The organism is Parabacteroides sp. AD58, assembly GCF_023744375.2.
Lineage (GTDB): Bacteria > Bacteroidota > Bacteroidia > Bacteroidales > Tannerellaceae > Parabacteroides > Parabacteroides absconsus.
In genome coordinates, this window is record NZ_CP146284.1 from 1,482,685 (window position 1) to 1,502,446 (window position 19,762).

Here is a 19,762-nt window from a genome sequence, read left to right on the forward strand (position 1 = left end):
TTTTTCAGGTATGTATCTGCCATCCGTGGAACGGTTGCAGCGTTACGGCGAAAGAGCGGTCCGGTATGCCGTGATAGAGCAGACCGCCTACAATGCCGATGCTTCCGTCGGGATAGCGTTGTGTGAAACCGAACGAATAGGGAGCATGGTCATAGTAGAGCGAAATCTCGCTTGGATGATCGGGATTGTCTTCCCAGCTCTTCAGTCGGTCCAGACAGTTCTGGAGTGAGGTGTCACCGATGGATTCGGCATAGCGTTTTACATTCTGGAAATGTTCTTCATTCAGGATTTTCATGACTCATTGTATTTTATCTGTTAAACACGTCCGGCTCCGGGAGCCGGTATTTTTTATTTCTCGCCTGCCTGACTGTCCCGTGGCCGTACCCGCAAGGTTTGGCGAAAGAAAATACCGCAGCCATCGGCGAGGATGATTTTCTTTCAGCCAACCCCGCAGGGGCCTGACCTTGTCCGGGTACATTGGACACGGGACTACCTTTGCAGGGAGGGAAATAAAATATACAAGGGGTATATGCTGTAGTTTTCCGTACATGTTATGGTGATATTCTCTCTGATTTGTTCGTCATTGCCGGAGGAATGGTGTACTTTTGCAAATCCTAATTTGAAAATCATGGAAGATTATATAAAGAAAGCTGCGGATGCTTTCCTTGTGGAGCGTCCGTATGGTATGCGTGTGGATTACCGTAAAGGAGGATACGTGCTGTTCAACCGTAACCTCAATGTGTTGGGCAATAAGGAACATGCCCGTCTTGAGGAATTGCCTTTGGAGGATTTTGATGTGGACGAGATTTCCTTGGAAGGGGAAATCATAAAGGAACATGCGGGTTTTACCGACGTGTTTTTCTATTCGGATTGTACCAACCCCTATGCAGGGTATGTGCTGGATCTGAAGAAGCTCAAGGTTTACAATCAGTATATGTTCCCGCTGGCTATGGTACTGAACAGAAAGTTGTAACAGGGATTATTCGGACAAAGTATTTGGAGGGCATGATTGCTCTTCAAACCAATTCTTTCGCCGCAGGTTCAGGAAAACGAGAGGGAAGTTTACGGATAGTATGTAAACTTCCCTCTCGTTTGTTTTGTATTTCCTGTATTCGGACGATAACTACAAGATTGAAAAACAAAGAAATAGTTTCTTGTTGATTATAAACGTGCTATATACCTTTGTTGAATAACATTAGTGTACCGTTAAAATCGGGACACTAATGACTACTTAAAATTAAATACTAAATTTGATGCATATATTATCGAATATAAAAATAATCTGTTACGTTTTAGACTTTAATTCGTATTGTATTATATGAAACTAGATAGTTTCATTTTATATAATTAATTTATTTGTTACGTTTTAGACTTTAATTCGTATTATATAATATGAAGCCAGATATATTAACATCATCATTCATTGATTTGCGTGAAAAATTACACCACATCGCTTTAAGATATTTGCAGAACGATGAGGATGCTAAAGACGTACTTCAAGACACATGGCTTAGGATTAAATTAAAATCATCTGTGTCGAATTCAGAAGAAGCAAAAAATAAACTTATTTGTGTGTTACGAAATGTATGTATAGATAAATTAAGAAAGAAAAAATTGCAAGCATTAGACGATATTATAGTTCCAGATGCATTACAATACGAAATGGAAGTCGATGATATTAAAACTTATGAGAAACTGTTACAAAAAGGATTAACTCCTTTACAACAGCAGATATTCAATCTCATTATCCACGATGGATATGATTACGAACAAATAGCCAAGGAGTTATCTTTAACAGTTGAAGCTGTGAGAATGAATATGAGCCGTGCTCGAAAAAAAATACGTGAGACCTATAAAAAAATTGAAAGATGAAACAGATTAATGAATTAAGCATAAAAGATATAGAGACTTTATGTCAGCTATACAATGAATGTAAACTATCAGTGTTGGAAGAATCTGAGCTAGAGTATTTATTGTTAAGTACATCATTCAGTTCAGAACTTATCAATGAGACTAGAAAACTTATGGGTATATCTCGTCAGATAAAATTTGAGAAAAAATCACAATATATAAGACGAACCGTCTACCGGAGATTTACTTGTTGGACATTAGGAGTAGCTGCAAGTTTAGGAATTATTGTTGGAATATTTCTATTAAAAAATTATTCTACTCCAAGAGATGACAGCTATTATATTGGCTATGTGGAAGGTAAGCCCGTAAATGAAGAAACAGCTCGTAATATGGCAAAAGCAGAAATAGTTAAAGTTGCATCATTCATTCAATATGTTGAAAAACAAAAATCTATAGAACAGGATAAGGTCAGAATATTTACAAATCATATAAATCAACAAAAATGAAACGTTTCTTATTAATTTTCTTTTTCGCTATTGTAGGTTTAACAGCTTACGCTAAACCTCCTAAGCTTAATGTGGAATGCCTATTTGATGGAAGGTATAATAACAACAAAAGCGTCACTATTTCCATTTATAAAAATAATGGCAATTACTATCGCGGAATTACAGTTAAGAACAATCAAAAAATAATCAATGATATAGTCAAAATTATGGAAAAGGATAAACATCGTTCAAAAGAATATTCAGACTACCAAGCAGAAGATGGACGATACACTTCCATTCAAATAGTCAACAATGGCGAGACTATCTATATAGGTCTGCAACGTGACAAATCAGGTGGCGCTTTTTTCTTTATCCAAGGAAAAGAAAAAGCTTTTGAATAATTAACTATTAGATATAAAGTAAAGCTATTTATGAAACCAATGATTATAACAATTGGAGGGTTATTCTTTGCTATTAATTTATTAGCTCAGAATGTCTCTGATTCAACAGCAATCAACTGGGAACGGGAACTTGAATTAAATGAAGTTGTCGTTGTGGCATCACGTACTGTAGTTAAACAGGCTCCCGACAGAATTATATATTTAACCAAGAATGATAGATTTGCTAAAGGGATGAATGGTATTGAAGTTCTGGATCGCATACCAAGAGTTTCAGTTGTAAATGATTTGGTAACAGTAGCAGGAAAAAGTTCCGTACGCTACATCATAGACGGACACCTGATGGAAATATCTGACGAATCCATGGTAATGCGTCTTAAAAATTTACAAGCTAGTGGAATTGAAAAAATAGAGGTATTAACAACACCACCAGCGAAGTATTCCACTGATAATAATGTTGCTTATATTAGCATTACTTCACGTAATGAATCATTAGGCACAAAAGGAAATGTATGGGCTAACGGTAACATTCGTGAATTCTTCAGTTATCAACTAGGAGGAAATATCTCACATACAACCCGAAAAATAGAATTATCGGCAGACGTAAATTGGAATGATTCAAAAGGCATCAATGATTTAGATCGATTTTATACTTTCCCTGAATACACGAAAATATCAAAACGCTCTACAAACTATACAAATCGGATTTTCGGGACAAATGGCCTGCTTAAATACAAGTTTACGGATAATCTTAATGCTGGTATTATACTTAATTATTATACCAGTAGACTGAATAGTAGCCTTAATGATATTACTACAGACCATGAAGCTGTATCGATATCTTCAAACTATTCTCCTTCTCGCCCAAATAATGCATTAACAATCACTGCCTTTTCCGATTGGGAGCTTGATACGAAGGGTAAGATGCTTAGCCTTACATATAATTATTTTAATAAGAGAGTAAAAAATTTTTCAGATGTAACAACGTCTGAAAGCAATGTAGAAACAAGATTAACTAACACAGGTGACAACAAATATCATATTCATTCAATGAAATTGGATGCTACCCTTCCTTTTCAGACATTCCGTATGGAAACAGGTTTAGCTATTACAAGCATCGGGAATAAGACTGCTTTGGACATTCACTATCTTGAAGACAATTCATGGGTACTTGACCCACAACAAACTAATGCATTCGACTATGATGAAAATACTGCTGCTGCTTATGTGAGTTTTGAGAAAAATTTTTCTGAGTCATTTTTTGGAAAGTTAGGACTTCGTTATGAATCTACCCGTACTAAAGGCTATCAGCGTATTAAAATGGATAGTAACAGAAATAGCTACAATTATTTATTCCCGACATTCAACTTCAGTTGGAATAGTAAAAATATGGGGCGTTTATCTCTTTCCTATTCAATGGGAATCACTAGACCAAACTTTAATGACTTGAATCCTTATAAATACTATACTACAACGAGTGACTATGTATCTGGCAATCCTGATTTAAAACCAAGTCTTGCTCATAATGCTGAAATAAATTACAGTTTTAAGGGTGTGTATGCGGTATTGTATAATTCATATAATAATGATGCTATAGGTTATATTACCCGATTCAATACCGATGGCTCCCAGTACACCATCCCAGAAAATCATATCAATAGCAATAAAACAGGATTATATGCATCCTATTACCGTTCGTTATTTGGATGGTGGAATATTAATCTAGGTGGTGAGGTATTCTGTATTTATACAAAATCAAAGCTAAAAGATTATAAAGAAACAGATGATACTAGTTGGAGTGGGAAAATTGATTTAAGTACATCATTTATTCTTAATCGGCAAAAAAATTTGGTATTGGATATCAGGTTCAATCACTATCTACCTTACCATGAAAGAATGCAACAATATAAAGCAATGTCATTATTAAACTGTAATATAAGATATACTTTACTAAACAATCGTCTTACACTTACCGCATCTATTTCAGATCCTTTCAGATGGAATATAACAAGATCCATTGCTCATTATAAGGGTTATAGTGTTCAAACACGCAATGATGTTCATGCTAGATTCTTTTCCTTCCGAATTTCCTATAACTTTGGTAGAAATAAGGTAAACAATGTATTTAGAGATACAAAAGAAAGAGAATCGAATAGAACATATTGACATAATAATATCAACAAATAAGAAAAATGTAAAATAAGTGTATTCACTTTCAGAATCATTACTTTCCTATTAAAGTTTAAAGTGGCTAAATAGCTCTTTGAATTTATTGAAATATAGTTAGTTATTTGTGGGGATTCATTGGATTTATTTTAGGATGTATGCCAATTTTTTGATCGGTTTTCTTCAAAAACATATTAAACGGACGAAATAATGGTAGATAACAAACGGTTGAATTTCTCCTGAAAGGTTTTTACTAACAAAACAAAAAATATAACAATGACTGCAAGATTGAGACGACATAAAGGAATGATAATCATAGCCATTATAGTGGTTTTTGTATTGTTTGGATGGCTATATCGGGAACTTCATTCGACAATTGTTTTTCAAAGCTTACAAGAGAGCAAATATCTGGGGAAGGTATCAGGAACAGACGGCAGCATAGAAAAGCTATACATTAAAGATCATACAGTAAAGTACAGACTGTCGTATATATGGGAGTGGCAAGAAGATGATGAAGTGGCAATTTTCATAAACAATTATGGAGATGTCATTCACAAAGAGGATTTGTGCTTTTGAAACTGGATGTCTATCTGGACGAAAGCAATTGCTGCTAAACTAACGCACGCCAGAATACTGTTATGGTTTACGTCGTATTTTACAGTCAAAAACGGATAAGTAGGTTATGCATTCTCTTTAATATTTTGAGGAGTAATGGCTATTGAAACCTTTATAAATGAATAGTGGTATGAAAAAATATATACCTGTCATACTAAGTATAATATTCTGCATAGTGTATTGCTTTTGTATCAGTCTGGTCAATATATACAGGCCTATTGTCCACATGGATATTTCAATAGGAATCCTTTTGCGATTAAGTGTAATAGTTATGTTCCTGACTTTATTGATAGGAATGCTAATAGTACAATTCACGAAAAGGAAATATTTGGCAGTAATTCCTGTAATCATACCTATTCTACTATGGGGTTCTTATATGAAATTATTTCCTTACCGTTCGTTTATCTATATGGGAATATCTGTCCTGATTTATTTTACATATATATCTATCTTATGGTTCTTTGGAAAAGAGAATAAGAAGATTAAGTTTAAATAAAGTATTTTCTGAACATTGGCTATATCACGGAAACAATTCTGATGCTTCCATGAGTTCGGCTTTATTTGAATTAGCTGTATTTCCGTCATGTAATAAATATTTCGCTTGATGTCGGAAAGAGACTTTCCACATTCTGATACATTTTAGAATGTGGGAAATGATTCAGTTCGCAAGTATCTTTCACTTTCCGGCAAGAAAAGCAAGATAGTCTGCCACAGCCTTATGGCACCCGGTGAAGTCAGGAGTACGGCGGCCTTTGTATTTCCTGAAACTTACCGTCCCGTTCCTGTCGATTGCCGTCACATGTCGGTTGAATGTCCCTTTGGTTCTGATATGGATGTCAAAGCCGTCCCTTCCGGTGATTTCAAGAAACATTTCTGCCGTTATTTTCTCACCGCTCAGGAATTTCCGCTTGTTCTCGTCAAGCTGTTGTTGCCATCTCTCTTCTTTCTCCTTTCTTTCCAGCTCTTCTTTTCTTTTCCGTTCCAGCCGCTTTTCTTCCTGCCTTTTTGCATATTCCTCACGGGCCTGTACCAAAGGGGTGGAGTCAAGACCGAGGGCATTGAATACATGGACAGACAAGAGGGGGATGATTTTTCCTTCCTCCACATCCTTCAGGGTGTTTTCAATCCAGTTCCTGCAATAGGTCGCCGCTTCTTCCCGGTGCCCCTCCTTGTCAAGAATTCTGCGTGAATACTGCCCGCAGGAAAAATGGACATCACCTATCTTGCAGATTACATGGAAACTGTCTTCACTTTCGTTTCCATATTCGTTTTTTCTTGCCAGCGAGATGAATACATTCTCCGCATACGGTTCAAGTTCCATGTATGGGGCAACGATAGTATTGCCGTCAAACTTGTATTTCAATACTTTTGTTTTCATATTTCTATTCAGTTTTTCTGTCGTTACAAATTTCATCTATTATCTCATTCTCTTTTCTCTCACCTTTGAGGAAGGCAAGCAGCCGCCGGAAAAAGAACGGGGCATGGTCTGTCCCCAGCTGTGAGCTTTCCCCGTTCCGGGTAGCGCATATTGCAAACCGTCCCAGTCCGAAACTGTCCTGTGGCGGTACGATATGGAATGACAGATTTTCCGTACCGTTGATATGAACCCCGCCATGGTAGGTATAGAAAGTCTTTGCGGCTCTACTGTCCGTATCAATGTCCACCCGGCTGTAGCCGCGGCGTTTCAGTTCTCTGATGATTTCCCTGTTTGTCATAATTGTATCTGTCTGATTGGATTTGAAATGTTCTGGTGTATGCTTCCCGTATTTGAGGATACGCCGTGTTCTGACATCCACTTCCGGTATGCCGTGGTATATTCCTGCCTTTCCCGTTCCAGACTGCTTTCCGTTTCCGGAGTATATCCGAGCAGGCGTATGTATCCGCCGTTGCAGCCTGTCAGTTCGCAGCGCATTCCGGCTGCCTCCAGTTTCCCGATGCGTTTCTGTGCCGTCTTCGCACTCGAATATTCCTTGGGCCAGAAATAATGTTCTCCCTGTGAGCCGTAAAAGTCTTCTCCGAGTATCATTTCTCCGATATGTCTCCGGCTCTCGATGAAGCCGAACCGGGCCTTGCCCAGTGCCTGGCGCATTGCCTTGTGTGCCGATCCTTCGGGATGGCGGAACACTTCAGGACTGTCTTTTCCCGTAATCTTCGGCAGTTCCATCCGGTACGGCTGTCTGTAGCTGCCGATTCCGAGCGTAAGGTAGAAGTTGGTGTGGAAATAGTCCGTCATAGGGTCGCTTTCATCGAAATTGTATGACATCACAAAATCCCTGACGTTTGTCATCACCTCCTTGGCCCGGTCGGTCAGACTGTCCGATGCCTGGATGTTGTAGTGGTTGATGTCTCCCTGTACCTTGCCGGATTCTTTTGTAAAAGCCTCGAAGTCCGCTTTCATCAGCCGGACAAGGATTGAGCTGTATCCGTCCCTGCGGACCGAGAAGGTGTATCTCGGATAGGTCTCCTTGAGCCATGTCCTGACCAGTTCCGTGATTTCCGGCGAGGACTGTCCGGTATAGTTACGCCCTTTCCAGCGGTATTCATTGTACACGTACTCGGTGTATTCCCTTGCGGTGGCATCCTGATAGTCGTGTTCATACCCTGTAGCGGCAGAGGAGACACCAGGCCTGTCTTTCCATATCTCGAAAAGTTTCTCAAACTCGGTGTTCAGTTTTTGCATGAGGACAGTGTCACCACCCTTGTCGGGGTGGTGAAGCATTGCCAGTCGGCGGTATTCCTTCTTCAGGTCCGCCAGTGAGTGTATGTTCTGAAAATAAGTCATGATCGTAGATGTTAAAGTCCCGCGAGACGGTTGATGAAATATATCTGCCAGTCCTGGTCGAGTCCGAGGTTGCTGCACGCGATCTCGAAGTCTTCGCTTCTCAGGTCGTTGTCCTCCTGAAGTTCCTGCAGGTTCCTTATCTCGTCGTCCAGGTATTCCTGTGCCTCTTCCTTGCCGCAACTGCATGAGTTGCAGATCAGGTCAATGATGTTCCGTGCCATATCCGTTGTCTTTAGTTGTTTGTCAGGTATATGTCCCGTTTCCCGTCATAGCTTTTGCCGTTCCACCACTCATCGGCGGCCTCGGCGAATGTCTGCCCGGAATCGTCTGAAGGGAAGTCGGACGCCTTGAGTCCGGTCAGGTATTCAAGAGCTTCGGTATTGTTGGACTTCCACCATTCCTGCATCTTTTCAAGAAAGGATTGTCTGGAGCAGGTCTCCACATTGTCCGCGCACCGGGAGCACCAGATGTCGTCGTCCACGTCACTGTGGTATTCGTTCGTGTTGACGTCCACCCATGCCTGTATCTCAATCTCTGCAGAACCGCAGTCGCTGCATACCCGAATTCTTGAATCGTCAGGGAGCTTGCGTCTGGCCTTGCCGTCATAGAGACTGACGGCCCGTTCCACCAGTTTTTCCCGGTAATGGTCCGTCAGTTCCGCATAGAACCGTTCGGAGGCTCCGAATACACCCTTGTCCGTCATCAGACTCCATTTTTCCCAAAAATGTGGGTACATTTCCTTGAAGACTGTCCTGCACTCTTCCTCACTCCAAGCATTCCACATGTAGTAGAAGAAGCTGGACACTGCATTTTCCGCTTGATATTTCATACTTCCGATTTATTTGAGGTTATACATTCTTGCAAAATGGCTGTTCACTTCGGGAATCCTTTTCTTGTAATAGGGCTGGTTGTCCCTGCACCAGTCCGCCAGTTCCTGTTTGTTCCTGAAAGGTTCCCTCCAGCTTTGCCCGCTCATGATCATTTCCACCTGCGGGGTCAGCTCTCTGATGAACGCTCCGACAGTCCATCCTTCCCGGACGTGTCTGTCCATATTGACTTTTGTTGCCATATCGTCTTTCATTTCAAGAGTTCCCGTTTGTATTTTCAAGTTGAAGCCTGACCGCTTCGTACATCTGATTAAGCCAATCTATGTTGCTGGCTCCAAGTTCGAAGGGAGCCTGGCTGCAAACCTCTTCCATACTGTCCTTTATTGTTGCCATTACGGTAAGATGTTTGTCAGTAACCTCAATTCCCGTAACATAACATTCGTATGGATCAGCATTATCGTCGAACCAGATAATCCATACAGGGTCTTCTCCGTTATCGGTAAGTTTGATTTCTTTCAGGCCGTGCGCATCAAGCAGTTGTCTGATGGCCTCGATTATGTCCTTCCGCAGTTCTTCAATCCTGTCTCTGAAACACATGGCCGTGTATCTTACCTTGCCTTTATTGTTCCGTTCCCTGACAGAGAGGATTTGCATGTCGGGGTGAGAGCCGAAATTCCAGTCTGTCACCTCGTCATCATCGCGGGTAGTGTGGATATTGCCTCCCAATACCAGACCGCAGTCTTCCTCTACCATTCTTTCCGCCTCGTCGCGGTCTTCCGCCACGACCTTGTAGGTACCCTCGAAGGCGTACCTTACTCTTACTTCGTACTTTGCCATAATTCTTATGATTTGATTGTTGTTAAATGAATTGTTTATGAAGCGACAAGAGCTATCCTTTCACCGAAAAAGGAGTCGCATACCCCGTACACATGCTTGATGGAGCATTCATATTCTGACCTTTCGTTATCAAGCCGGAATCGGAATCCGTGATAGTCCCTGACTTCCAGTTTCAGCCTGACATCCTTTTTGAGTTCCATCTCCAGGAGGCTTCCGCCGCCGTACATGGAGCTGAAGATGCCGCAGCAGTTGCCTTTGGGGATAATGACTTCCCCAAGCGAGAATCCGGCATCATAAAGTTCCTGCAGGTTTACCTTGCCGATATAGGTCAGCAGGTTGGCACCGCAGCAGGAGTTGATGAGTTCCTGGTAGAATTGCTTATAGGATACCTGTTCCTTGCCGTCCCTGTATTTTTTGTCGGGGAAACGGCCGTACACCGAGTAGCCTTTCTCCACCAGCATCTTCTTCACCTTGGCGGGATTGAGGTTCAGCGCGTCTATCATATCCCCGAAATAGGATTCCTTGTACCGGTAGCCTTCCTGCGATTCCAGCCAGTTGGAATTGATGCAGTCGTAGTTGGACAGCATCTCGACACGCACGAGGATGTCATCCGTGTTTTTGAGAAGTTCTTTCAGCGTGTCAGAGTCATTTCTGTCATAGATTTCTTCCCTGATTTCGTCTTCGTGTTCTTCAAAGAACTTGTCCACTTCCTCTTCCTCAAAGCCGTGGAAGCCGGTGCACTCATCCTTCAGCTTTGAGATGATTTCACGGACGCTTTCCCATTCGGCGTCACCGTACCATTCGTCCACTTTCTCCCACAGACTTTCACAGCTCCTTTCTTCCAGACACTTCTGGATGATGTCACGGCAGTTGTCGAGATTGTCGTTGTAGTCCACCCATACCAGCGTGTAGGACTTGTCCATGAGCGATTTCACGAATTCCATTGTCAGTCTTTCCTGTTCTTCCATTTCTGTTACCTGTGTACGGCAGGATTCTGTTTCCCGTACATGTCGTTTATAAATGAGAAGAGCGACCTTTCGGCCGCTCCCTTGTCATTCGTTCTCTTGCTTGAGCCTTTCATATTTCTCTGTTTCCATTTCCGTCTCGCCGTCGAAGTGGAAATGTGCCGTATGACCGTATCCGGTTTTAGGCTCACCGCCGCATTTGTGCAGGGCGGTATCTATTTCCCAGTCGGTATCACCGATTCCGAGGGATATGTATGTCCCTCTGAGCATACAACCGGCCAGCCTCAGTGCGGCATCCTTCCTTTGTTCCCTGCGGAGCCTGTCAAATGCCGCGAGCGCGATTTCCCGGTTGGGTATTTTTACCGTAGTTTCCATATCGTTTCATTTTCAGTTTGCCGTTTCCATGTCTTTTCCGTTGTCTTTCGCTGCCAGGACACCGAAAGGCAGGTCGAGTATCCTGTGGTTGAAACACAGTGTTGAATTGTAGTCCGTGCGTTGCCAGAGCGTGAAGCGGTCTCCGGCGAACGACCATCTGAAATAGCCTGACAGTGAGCCGAACTGCGGATTGACATTCCTGCTTATGAGGAAGCGGTTCACGTCCACGATGTGTCCCGCCGTCAGTAGTATGTTCAGTATTTCCACGAATGCCAGCTGCGAGTATGGGTCGATAGGCATTACAGGTCCTTTGAAGTTGATTTCCATATCTTTTGTCTTTTAGTTATAATTGTCATCAAATATCTCGTATCGGAAGGGAAGCATGTCGCAGTAGTAGCTTGATACGCCCGTGTATATCAGGGCATCTTCTCCCGTGTCCGCGTCTTCTTCCGTTTCCGTGACGGTATCCCCGTACAGGTCATGGTAGTGTGATACCATCATGTGCGGGTCATCCGTGGTGATGTCATATCCGTAACTTCTGCTCCAGCTTATGAAAAACTCCGTTTCTTCCTCTTCGAGCCTTTCAAGGGCATCCCTGATCTCGAAGAAGTTGGGACAGAGCCATTCACGGCTGATCAGTGTGTCCGGAATGTTTTCCCATTTCGGATACCGGTATTCCGGTTCCTTTTCCCCGGGAAACAGGTCGGAACAGGCACTCAGGAACTCGCCCATGTCGCTGTAGTCGGACAGGTGCAGCCAGTAGTCCCTGTAATCCTTTATGTCCATGAGATGCTGTGTGGTCACGGCAATCTCTGCATTGTTCAGATCCATATTACTTGTCTTTTATGTATGTGGATGCCGGGGATTCCATTCCACCGACCTCGACAAGGTGCCGTGTCCCGGCTGTGCAGGGTTTTTCGGGAAAATACCGCAGCTCCGCGAGGATGATTTTCCTGAAAACCGCCTGCGGCCTGACCTTGCTCAGCCGATGGGGACGCGGCTTACCTTTGTCGGTGGGAATGGAACTCCCGGTCTTCTTCATACGGTTCATATTTATTCTGTTATGCGCTGGCTTCCCCAGCTGATGTGTATTTTGCCTTCACTGTCCTGCGTGCGGATGAGCAGGCTGTCGATGACAGACATTGTGATGTCGAACTCCTCGAAGATTTCTGACTGTTCCTTGACCTCACCGGTCTTGATGAATTCGTTCAGACGCTCCTTGGTCAGTACCAGTGCCATCAGGTTCTGTTCGACCGAATCTTCGTAGGTGACGTAGTGGACATCCTTCATTTCTTTGGAATCGAGACGGATGAAACGGAAGTAGAACTGTTCCATACGGGGGATGTTCCACTGCAGGGATTCCAGTATCACGTCGTTGCAGGTAGGTATGTTCACGGAGCTGCTCAGGCTCTGCTGTGTGCATATCAGGATGCCGTTGATGGTGGAGTCGAATTCGGTCACGATGCTCTGTCGTTTCTTGAAGGCTACATCTCCCTTGACCACAAATACAGGTCTGTCGGGAAAATGTTCCCGGATATAGCTCTCGTAGAGGTCGAAGGCCGCCAATGTGGTACATCCGATGGCAACCTTACCCGGTATTGTCCTTATGAGCCTTTCAATATAGCGGGTCTTGGAAGGATAACTGTCACCGTAGTATCCCTCTATCAGGTGAGGTACCGAACAGGCTTTGATAAGCAGCTTGATCTGCCTCATGAGTCTCAGTCCTGCATCCTTTTTCGTGTCTCCCGTGTTATTGTAGTACAGCTCACAGATGCGGCAGAATTCCTCGATTATGACACGGTATACCTCGTGTTCTCCTTCCGAGGGACGGACGGTATGTGTCCGTATCCGGTATTTCTCTCCTGCGAAGTCCCTGAATTTACGGGTGATGACCGTCTTGCCGATAAGTTCGGAGAGTTCGTCCTTGTTGTACACGTCCTGGTTCTGTTTCTCGATGCCGAATACAGTGGCTTTCCCCGGACAGTGGCAGGCACGGAAAAGGACATGCCCCCTGAAGGCGGGGAACGGTGTTCCGTAATCCGGGTTGTTCTCTTCCTCTATCTCGTGGTCCCTGTTTTCGTGGTAGACCTGCGGGCTCCAGCATATCATGTTTACGGAGTTGTTGTAGAGTAGTTCGAACTGGCTGTACAGTTCCGCGATGTTGTTGCGGGTGGTTGTTCCCGTGTCGAGGATCTTGTACCTGAGCCTCCTGAATATGCACAGGATGTTTCTTGTACGCTGCGATGTGGGATTGGTGATTTCGTCCGACTCGTCGAAGACAAGGCACAGCTTGCCGGAAGTGCGTTTCACGAAACGCATCAGTCCTCTTTTCAGTTTCCGGAGCATGGAGGTGGAGACGACAAGGAATGTCCCTTCCGGTATGTTGTTGAGGTCGCCGGCGGTCTGTATTGTACGGAAGCGTTCCTTGTTTATGGTAAGGAACGGTATCCAGGTCATGTTGGTGGCGATGGCCGGGGCAAGTATGATGACGTTCTTTGCCTTTCTGAACTTGAGCAGGTATTTCGCCCTGTGATAGACGGCGGCGGTCTTGCCTGAACCCTGCTGCCAGTTCAGCAGGGCGTAGCGTTTCTGCAACACGAGGTTCAGGTCGTGTTTCTGCAAGTCCGTGAATTCGCAGACTTCACCGTCCTTGTTGATGAATGTGGTGCGGTCCAGGTATTCCTTCAGGCCGGCATCTTCCCGCATTTCCGCAAACTGGAGATTCTGGGTCTCGTATTGCCTCTGTTTGCGCCGTATCAGTTTACTGGCGGCACGGATCTGCCGCATGTTCTTTTCTGTGACGTTTTCCGGCATCGGGAGTTCGGCCCTTCCGAGTATGAGGTCGTTGATGCCTGCGGCCTTGTGCGTGACCTTGTCAAGCAGACGCGGGGCATATTGCTTCAGCTTGAAGCCGTAGGATGTCTTCACCAATGCCACTTCCTTGCGCGGCACCACGTTCTGCGAGGTGATGTACCTGCGGATGATGCCGAGAACCTTGCCGGTGGTCAGCTTCTTGCGTTCCCATTCCTTTATCTGTTCCCGGGTGGCATTTTCCGGCGGTTTCTGGTTGCGGAATTTGGACACCAGCGCCTCCGCCTTTTCGACATGCCTGTTCAGCACGGCATGGGCTTTCAGCTCGTACATGTATTTGGCGAGCCTGTACTCGAACTGTTCCAGCTCTTCTTTGTCTATATGGTTGCACTCCCGCATCAGCTGGAGGCGCAGCCGGTGTTTCATTTTCCGCACTTCGGCTATGCGTTTCTTCAGCTCATCCATGCTGACAAACTCTTCCGCGTTGTAGGGCTGCATTTCAATATGGAGGGAACGGCGGAGGAATACCATGATTTTTGTTGCGAAATTCTGCACGCCCACCGTAGAGAAGGCTGAATGTTCCAGCCTGGTCTGGCCGATGAAGGAGAAATTCGAGTTGATTTTCGCCACGCGTGTCTTTTCCCAGAACTCGTTCTGCATGAAGGAGAGAGGGACGATGACCATCAGGATTCCGGCAGGGTTGAGCACGTCATAGGCCTTGTCCATGTAGAATTCCTGCGACAGCCTGTAATCAAATTTCAGGTTGAAGGGCGGATTTCCGACAATGATGTCGAAACGCTGTTCGGGATTGTACAGCTGTATGTCGCATTTCTCGATATGAGCTTCCGGGTAGAGGTATCTGGCAACGGCCACCGCCTTGCCGTCAATGTCGAATCCGTAGGCATTGTGCAGGTTGGGCAGATGGTTGAAGAAGTTGCCCATGCCGCAGCACATGTCAAGTACCATTTCCGCCGATGTCGGAGAAAGGGTCTCCACCATGCTCCGGCATATGTCGTGCGGGGTGAAGAACTGTCCCATCTCGAATTCCTTCTTGGCCTCGGCGTATTCATGGTAGCTGGTGAAATCCGCCTGCCTGAGGTTGTGCAGTCCTCCGATTCCCGTGTAGCAGTTGTAGATGCTTTCCTTCGAAACGAGGTCCTTGCCGGAGTCTATGGCGAAAAGGATTTTCTCGTTGATCTCGGCACGCCTGTCCTGGGGAATCTGTTGGGGTATGATGGCATACATGTCTTTTCTTTTTTAATGGTTGGAAACGAAGACACCCCGCAAGGATGTCTTACGGGGTGTCTGAATAAGTATTTCATGAATCACTCTTCTCTGAGTGTGATTTCATCCAGCCGCAGCCTTCTGTAGCAGTTCTCTGCGGCCTGGCTGTCCTTGAAGCGTACGTCGATGCGTCCGTTCTTGTAGAACTTGATCTGTTCTGCGTTGCTCAGGGTGAGGTTGTACCATTCGGTTATATCCACATCGCGTCTGTCAAGGCCGATGACCATACCGCTTGAACCGTTTATCACGTCATCTGCCCCGTATGCGATACCTTCGCAGAAAATGTCCACTTTCCTTCCGCAGTCATACGAGAACTCATATTCCCGGTGGTATTCCAGATGGATGCTGTCCCAGGACACGATGTCAGGGAAAGTTATCTTGTCCTTTTTCAGTTCGGGCTTCACCTTGCTCCAGCGGGAAGGCTGTACCGTTTTCAGGAAACGGGCCAGCAGTTCTTCCTCTGCGGTCTCACGGAAACTTTTTCCGCCGAGGTGTTCAATGACCATGTCCACGTAAGTCTGGTAGACCGGACGGAATCCCATGCGCATGGCCTTCTCGTCGATTACAGGAATGGGTACGTCTACATTGTAGGTCCTGTTGAAATAGGAAATGATGCGATTCGCGAAATTCGCGTTGGCATTGCAGTTGTTGTCCGCAAGCTCGTTGATGAGGTCAAACGGTTTGAATTCGTTGTGGGTATAGTCATCCTCCCCGCTGTTGTTGAAATAGAAATTCCGTATGGAGACCTTACCGTTATCCTCATACTTGAAGCTCTTGATTTCCCGGTACCGTTCCGCTTCTTCCTTGAAGATGGCATACCAACGGTCGATACGGTCAAGCGTCTTGTAGAGCTGGTCCTGCTGGAGCTGGCAATACTGCCTGTCCTGTTCTGTAATCTTGTCCTCGTTCCTTACTTGCACGTTCAGGATACCTGTGAGCAGGTCAGTGTGGCTGCCTGCTGTTCTTGTTGCTGTTGTCTGCATAACTGTATTGTTTTAGAGATTGTCAATTTCGGGTTTGATACGGTAACAGTAGGTGATGTGGCTGTCCATGTCCTTGACCAGCTTGACCTGTTCGGGATAAAAGTTGAGACGCCGTTCCACGGCCTGGACATCTATTTTGTCCCACTCGTGCTGCGGCAGGAACCGGTTCTCATGACGGAAACACCAGAGAACGATATGGTTTTCCTGGTTGCCCTTGAACACGGTCCCTTCATAGTCCTTCAGGAACTGTAGGAAGTCCTCTTCGGTCCTGAAAGCCTTGTCGAAGCCTTGGTACAGGTTACGTGCGTCCGGACCCGTGTTTTTTGTCAGATAATACTGTCTCCATGTCTCAGTGGTGAAATCGCCGTAGAGAGGGTCAGGTTCGGAATAGGACCATAACGGCACTTTTGCCGTGAATGCAACGGCACCGTTGGCGCACGCACCGCAGTTGCCCCAGTCTTGGAATATCCCTTCCGTCCATCTGACGAACTTCAACTGGAGGGGGTCAATATGGTGGAAGGATCCTCCGCTGACACTTAAACCGATACCGTCATACTCTTCCCATATGAAAGGGATATAGGGGATTTCACAGATGGAAATCAGTCCGTCCGTATTTTTGCGTTTCTCGATGAGGGCGTTGCCGTAATATTTCCCGTATCTGTCCACATAGATGAGTCTGTCACCGACCTGTGGAATCTTTTCAGAGCGTGTCCTTTCTATCAGTTCCACATAACCGTTGGCCATATCCACGTCCTGCTGTGTCAGCCGGTGTTCATGATCGTACAGAATGTTCAGTGGTTTGAGTGTTTCCACCGTGTACTTGTTCTTTGTTGCCTGTAACATAACATTTGATTTTTTGTTAGTCCGGCTTCTGGGGCCGGAGTTCCCATAACTACAGGCTTAAAAAGGTCGTGTTCCGTACATGCAAGGCTTCGGGAAAAAATACCGCAAGCCCTCCGGGGCGAGGATGATTTTTTCCACGAACCCGAAGGGCTTGGCCTTGCTTGTACGAGAAGAACACGAATTACCTTTGCCTGTGGTTATGGGGACTCGGCTGCGGTATGACTTCTCCTTTTGAGGTATGTTTGTGCGGTGAGATTATGGCCTTTTTATTCGGCCTTTTCAGAAAGAAATGTTATCTTTACAAATGAAATAATGAGTTGTTTGAAAGCATGAGAAATATAGCGGTTCGGAACAGTCCGGCTTTTTCTTATCCATTACAACAAATTTAGAAATATATAATTATTCTAAGAAAGGAAATAACATAAAATTACTTATTCTATTACATGTGAAACTGTTTTAATGTTTTATATATAGAGAGTTATCTTTTGCATACTGCCCCTGACAGAATATAGGATACCCGTATGCAAATGTTGGTTCATTTGTAAAAGGATTATTCAGGTAATTTTGCAATTCATTAAAAGATTTGCTGATATTTGCTGTTTGTCTTATATCAGTCACAGTCAGTAGAATAATTTGGGATTCTTTTAGAACTTCTTCACGTTGTTTTTCTTCAAGATACGGTCCTTTTAATGCTGATAAGACTTCTTGATAATTGAATCTGCTTGCAATTAAAAAATACGCACTTGTGCCATAAGTCAATGAACGGACAAAAACAAGTTCGTTCAGATTAGAAGGAGTTTCTATAAACAGTCCATTTTCTGGCGTATCCATAGATACCGTGAAATTTTTATGTACAACTTTCCCAACACATAAACTTTCTATGTCTTTCAGGTCTAAATTCTGTTTCCCTACCTCTATCAGAGTTTTGGCAAAATCATCATTGTCATCAATACAGTACCACAGATCATTTAAATTTTTCAATTCCGCTAATTTTGCTATATATGGTCTTTTGGGGAATCTGTGTTTCTCATATTCTTTTGAACTAATCGCATCATTCATTTTTTTCAAATATTTATTTAACCTCGCGTCATCCAAATAGGTAATATATGGATCCTGGAAATTAAAGTAAAGATTGATGTTTTTTTTCTTTTCCATTATCTCTTTATCAAAAGAAGTGGCAAAAGTATTTTTAGGAAAAACAGCACCCACATAAATTCGCGGAGGATTGGCGTTGCACCACCATCCTTGTATTCCAAGGTATCTGCTGCTTATGTCTATTTCATAGTCATTACTTTCATCAATGAGAATATCCCATTGAGGTGAAGTATTGATTGTTTTGTCTTCCAGAATCTCAATAAGCCTGTATTTTGTTCTGACAGCATTTGCATGTGTGTGAATGTTGATTGATTTTTCTACTTTTATGATATATTCATGTCCATACTCGTAAATAAACCCTGTTATTCCTTCAAATGGTAATCTTGAATATTCACGTTCGCCTTCTTCCTTGACAAGCAGACATTCTATAGGCTTACTACTACCCAAAGGAATATATGTACTTGTTTCATGAGAAATATACATTTTGACGATTTCTTGTTTATCCTCAAGTTCATTATTCTTGTCACACCCAATGAAGTTGGATACACAAAGGAAGAGCATAAAGATTTTGAGTAAAATTTTCTTTTTCATATACTTAATCTAGGTCTAATTTATGTAAAATGATTATTCGTAATTATTGTCAGAATTTCATATGTTTTTTTGAAAAAAAATTCATTCAGTAAAATGCGTACCTTCTTAAATAACAAAAGTAAAACTTTTATTATTTAACGCAGAATGGAAAAAATATCCCTATTTAGAAATGTTAAAACATCAAAATATACATTCCAAAAACAATTTTCATAAAGTATCTTTTTATTTTTTAGTAGAAGTACTTAAGATTATAGATACGATTATTTTACCGTATAGAATTGAAGGCATTTTGTCCATTTGACGAATATCAACAAGCAGGTAGCGATATGTGCAAAGCTCCCTGCTGATGCTTAAACCGGTATCGCCATACTTTTTTCAGATGAAAAGGAGGAGTGTAGATAGAAATTAGCCTGCTTATTTCCTTCGGTTTTCGATGAGGGATACCATAATACTTTCCGTACCTGTCCACATAGATGAATCTATCCCTGATTTACAGAGTCTTTTCAGAACGTGTCCTTTCAATCAGTTCCACACAACCACGTTCTGTTGTGTCAACCAATACCAGTTGAGCATTCAACGTTTTTTCTACCGTGTACTTCTTCTTCGCTTTCTATAACGTAACATTTATAACATTTGATTTTTTGTTAGTTCAGCTATGGTATGGCTTTTCCTTTGAGATGTGTTTGTTGGATGAGATTGTGGCCCTTTTATTCGGTCTTTTCTGAAAGAAATATTATCTTTGCAAATGAGATAATGAGTTGTTTGAAAGCATGAGAAATATAGCAGTTCGGAACAGTCCGGCTTTTTCTTATCCATTGCCCGTTCTCGTGCGAGTTTGCTCCAATCTGTTGATA

The 19,762-nt window shown here is 43.4% G+C and carries 23 protein-coding genes; 6 read left to right on the forward strand and 17 right to left on the reverse strand.

The features are described 5' to 3' along the window. Positions 1-4 precede the first annotated feature (4 nt). Positions 5-295, reverse strand: a complete 291-nt coding sequence (locus NEE14_RS06485; RefSeq protein ID WP_055300440.1) for a DUF4120 family protein — start codon at positions 293-295, stop codon at positions 5-7. Between the two features lie 333 nt (positions 296-628). Here NEE14_RS06485 and NEE14_RS06490 point away from each other — a divergent pair, with 333 nt between their 5' ends. From NEE14_RS06490 to NEE14_RS06515, 6 genes are all read left to right on the forward strand, one after another. Next, positions 629-973, forward strand: a complete 345-nt coding sequence (locus NEE14_RS06490; RefSeq protein ID WP_251967067.1) for a hypothetical protein — start codon at positions 629-631, stop codon at positions 971-973. 419 nt (positions 974-1,392) lie between these two features. Further along, the gene (locus tag NEE14_RS06495; RefSeq protein WP_251967066.1) at positions 1,393-1,872 is read left to right on the forward strand and encodes an RNA polymerase sigma factor; all 480 of its coding nucleotides are present in this window, start codon (positions 1,393-1,395) and stop codon (positions 1,870-1,872) included. Beyond that, positions 1,869-2,357, forward strand: a complete 489-nt coding sequence (locus NEE14_RS06500; RefSeq protein WP_251967065.1) for a hypothetical protein — start codon at positions 1,869-1,871, stop codon at positions 2,355-2,357. Before NEE14_RS06495 ends, NEE14_RS06500 begins: the two co-directional genes overlap by 4 nt. Continuing rightward, complete coding sequence (locus NEE14_RS06505) at positions 2,354-2,737, forward strand: hypothetical protein (protein WP_251967064.1); 384 nt, start codon at positions 2,354-2,356, stop codon at positions 2,735-2,737. The genes NEE14_RS06500 and NEE14_RS06505 overlap by 4 nt, the downstream gene beginning before the upstream one ends. A gap of 30 nt (positions 2,738-2,767) precedes the next feature. Then, entirely contained in the window at positions 2,768-4,900 is a 2,133-nt protein-coding gene (locus tag NEE14_RS06510) for an outer membrane beta-barrel family protein (RefSeq protein WP_251967063.1), read from the forward strand. Between the two features lie 276 nt (positions 4,901-5,176). Further along, positions 5,177-5,476: a hypothetical protein gene (locus NEE14_RS06515; protein ID WP_251967062.1), complete on the forward strand. Its 300-nt coding sequence runs from the start codon at positions 5,177-5,179 to the stop codon at positions 5,474-5,476. A gap of 715 nt (positions 5,477-6,191) precedes the next feature. Here the strand turns inward: NEE14_RS06515 and NEE14_RS06520 are convergent. The 16 genes from NEE14_RS06520 to NEE14_RS06595 all read right to left on the reverse strand — a co-directional run bounded on the left by NEE14_RS06520 (position 6,192) and on the right by NEE14_RS06595 (position 18,908). Continuing rightward, entirely contained in the window at positions 6,192-6,893 is a 702-nt protein-coding gene (locus NEE14_RS06520; RefSeq protein WP_251967061.1) for a hypothetical protein, read from the reverse strand. A 4-nt stretch (positions 6,894-6,897) separates the two neighbouring features. Further along, positions 6,898-7,230, reverse strand: coding sequence for a hypothetical protein (locus tag NEE14_RS06525; protein WP_251967060.1), 333 nt, complete (start codon positions 7,228-7,230; stop codon positions 6,898-6,900). Then, on the reverse strand, positions 7,227-8,297 hold the full coding sequence (locus NEE14_RS06530; protein WP_251967059.1) for an LPD29 domain-containing protein: 1,071 nt from the start codon (positions 8,295-8,297) through the stop codon (positions 7,227-7,229). Before NEE14_RS06530 ends, NEE14_RS06525 begins: the two co-directional genes overlap by 4 nt. An 11-nt stretch (positions 8,298-8,308) precedes the next feature. Then, complete coding sequence (locus tag NEE14_RS06535) at positions 8,309-8,518, reverse strand: hypothetical protein (RefSeq protein WP_005801761.1); 210 nt, start codon at positions 8,516-8,518, stop codon at positions 8,309-8,311. An 11-nt stretch (positions 8,519-8,529) separates the two neighbouring features. Further along, a complete protein-coding gene (locus tag NEE14_RS06540) occupies positions 8,530-9,126 on the reverse strand; it encodes a hypothetical protein (protein WP_251967058.1) in 597 nt (198 codons plus the stop codon). A 9-nt stretch (positions 9,127-9,135) separates the two neighbouring features. Continuing rightward, on the reverse strand, positions 9,136-9,366 hold the full coding sequence (locus NEE14_RS06545; RefSeq protein ID WP_122121518.1) for a hypothetical protein: 231 nt from the start codon (positions 9,364-9,366) through the stop codon (positions 9,136-9,138). 13 nt (positions 9,367-9,379) lie between these two features. Next, positions 9,380-9,961 carry a hypothetical protein gene (locus tag NEE14_RS06550; protein ID WP_251967057.1) on the reverse strand — a complete coding sequence of 194 codons (582 nt, stop codon included), beginning with the start codon at positions 9,959-9,961 and terminating at the stop codon, positions 9,380-9,382. A 35-nt stretch (positions 9,962-9,996) separates the two neighbouring features. Continuing rightward, the gene (locus tag NEE14_RS06555) at positions 9,997-10,929 is read right to left on the reverse strand and encodes a hypothetical protein (RefSeq protein WP_251967056.1); all 933 of its coding nucleotides are present in this window, start codon (positions 10,927-10,929) and stop codon (positions 9,997-9,999) included. Positions 10,930-11,013: 84 nt separating this feature from the next. After that, positions 11,014-11,301, reverse strand: a complete 288-nt coding sequence (locus NEE14_RS06560; RefSeq protein ID WP_251967055.1) for a hypothetical protein — start codon at positions 11,299-11,301, stop codon at positions 11,014-11,016. Between the two features lie 12 nt (positions 11,302-11,313). Continuing rightward, positions 11,314-11,628: a hypothetical protein gene (locus tag NEE14_RS06565; RefSeq protein WP_029426909.1), complete on the reverse strand. Its 315-nt coding sequence runs from the start codon at positions 11,626-11,628 to the stop codon at positions 11,314-11,316. Between the two features lie 12 nt (positions 11,629-11,640). Continuing rightward, positions 11,641-12,132 (reverse strand): hypothetical protein, encoded by a 492-nt coding sequence (locus NEE14_RS06570; RefSeq protein ID WP_251967054.1) that lies wholly within the window; start codon positions 12,130-12,132, stop codon positions 11,641-11,643. A gap of 1 nt (position 12,133) precedes the next feature. After that, on the reverse strand, positions 12,134-12,343 hold the full coding sequence (locus NEE14_RS06575; RefSeq protein ID WP_225226238.1) for a hypothetical protein: 210 nt from the start codon (positions 12,341-12,343) through the stop codon (positions 12,134-12,136). Positions 12,344-12,354: 11 nt separating this feature from the next. After that, positions 12,355-15,357 carry an N-6 DNA methylase gene (locus NEE14_RS06580; RefSeq protein WP_251967053.1) on the reverse strand — a complete coding sequence of 1,001 codons (3,003 nt, stop codon included), beginning with the start codon at positions 15,355-15,357 and terminating at the stop codon, positions 12,355-12,357. 80 nt (positions 15,358-15,437) lie between these two features. Next, positions 15,438-16,379: a hypothetical protein gene (locus NEE14_RS06585; RefSeq protein ID WP_072544855.1), complete on the reverse strand. Its 942-nt coding sequence runs from the start codon at positions 16,377-16,379 to the stop codon at positions 15,438-15,440. 12 nt (positions 16,380-16,391) lie between these two features. Next, positions 16,392-17,222: a DUF4121 family protein gene (locus tag NEE14_RS06590; RefSeq protein ID WP_118686912.1), complete on the reverse strand. Its 831-nt coding sequence runs from the start codon at positions 17,220-17,222 to the stop codon at positions 16,392-16,394. 456 nt (positions 17,223-17,678) lie between these two features. Beyond that, positions 17,679-18,908: a DUF4377 domain-containing protein gene (locus NEE14_RS06595; RefSeq protein ID WP_251967052.1), complete on the reverse strand. Its 1,230-nt coding sequence runs from the start codon at positions 18,906-18,908 to the stop codon at positions 17,679-17,681. Between the last annotated feature and the right edge of the window lie 854 nt (positions 18,909-19,762).

Bases quoted from the DNA above. Each gene is read 5' to 3' on its own strand.
- NEE14_RS06555 (WP_251967056.1), bottom strand. From the start codon at position 10,929: ATGGAAGAACAGGAAAGACTGACAATGGAATTCGTGAAATCGCTCATG.
- NEE14_RS06495 (WP_251967066.1), top strand. From the start codon at position 1,393: ATGAAGCCAGATATATTAACATCATCATTCATTGATTTGCGTGAAAAA.
- NEE14_RS06510 (WP_251967063.1), top strand. From the start codon at position 2,768: ATGAAACCAATGATTATAACAATTGGAGGGTTATTCTTTGCTATTAAT.
- NEE14_RS06570 (WP_251967054.1), bottom strand. From the start codon at position 12,132: ATGGATCTGAACAATGCAGAGATTGCCGTGACCACACAGCATCTCATG.
- NEE14_RS06585 (WP_072544855.1), bottom strand. From the start codon at position 16,379: ATGCAGACAACAGCAACAAGAACAGCAGGCAGCCACACTGACCTGCTC.
- NEE14_RS06520 (WP_251967061.1), bottom strand. From the start codon at position 6,893: ATGAAAACAAAAGTATTGAAATACAAGTTTGACGGCAATACTATCGTT.
- NEE14_RS06580 (WP_251967053.1), bottom strand. From the start codon at position 15,357: ATGTATGCCATCATACCCCAACAGATTCCCCAGGACAGGCGTGCCGAG.
- NEE14_RS06590 (WP_118686912.1), bottom strand. From the start codon at position 17,222: ATGTTACAGGCAACAAAGAACAAGTACACGGTGGAAACACTCAAACCA.
- NEE14_RS06515 (WP_251967062.1), top strand. From the start codon at position 5,177: ATGACTGCAAGATTGAGACGACATAAAGGAATGATAATCATAGCCATT.
- NEE14_RS06490 (WP_251967067.1), top strand. From the start codon at position 629: ATGGAAGATTATATAAAGAAAGCTGCGGATGCTTTCCTTGTGGAGCGT.
- NEE14_RS06525 (WP_251967060.1), bottom strand. From the start codon at position 7,230: ATGACAAACAGGGAAATCATCAGAGAACTGAAACGCCGCGGCTACAGC.
- NEE14_RS06575 (WP_225226238.1), bottom strand. From the start codon at position 12,343: ATGAAGAAGACCGGGAGTTCCATTCCCACCGACAAAGGTAAGCCGCGT.
- NEE14_RS06530 (WP_251967059.1), bottom strand. From the start codon at position 8,297: ATGACTTATTTTCAGAACATACACTCACTGGCGGACCTGAAGAAGGAA.
- NEE14_RS06565 (WP_029426909.1), bottom strand. From the start codon at position 11,628: ATGGAAATCAACTTCAAAGGACCTGTAATGCCTATCGACCCATACTCG.
- NEE14_RS06540 (WP_251967058.1), bottom strand. From the start codon at position 9,126: ATGAAATATCAAGCGGAAAATGCAGTGTCCAGCTTCTTCTACTACATG.
- NEE14_RS06500 (WP_251967065.1), top strand. From the start codon at position 1,869: ATGAAACAGATTAATGAATTAAGCATAAAAGATATAGAGACTTTATGT.
- NEE14_RS06595 (WP_251967052.1), bottom strand. From the start codon at position 18,908: ATGAAAAAGAAAATTTTACTCAAAATCTTTATGCTCTTCCTTTGTGTA.
- NEE14_RS06535 (WP_005801761.1), bottom strand. From the start codon at position 8,518: ATGGCACGGAACATCATTGACCTGATCTGCAACTCATGCAGTTGCGGC.
- NEE14_RS06560 (WP_251967055.1), bottom strand. From the start codon at position 11,301: ATGGAAACTACGGTAAAAATACCCAACCGGGAAATCGCGCTCGCGGCA.
- NEE14_RS06505 (WP_251967064.1), top strand. From the start codon at position 2,354: ATGAAACGTTTCTTATTAATTTTCTTTTTCGCTATTGTAGGTTTAACA.
- NEE14_RS06550 (WP_251967057.1), bottom strand. From the start codon at position 9,961: ATGGCAAAGTACGAAGTAAGAGTAAGGTACGCCTTCGAGGGTACCTAC.
- NEE14_RS06485 (WP_055300440.1), bottom strand. From the start codon at position 295: ATGAAAATCCTGAATGAAGAACATTTCCAGAATGTAAAACGCTATGCC.
- NEE14_RS06545 (WP_122121518.1), bottom strand. From the start codon at position 9,366: ATGGCAACAAAAGTCAATATGGACAGACACGTCCGGGAAGGATGGACT.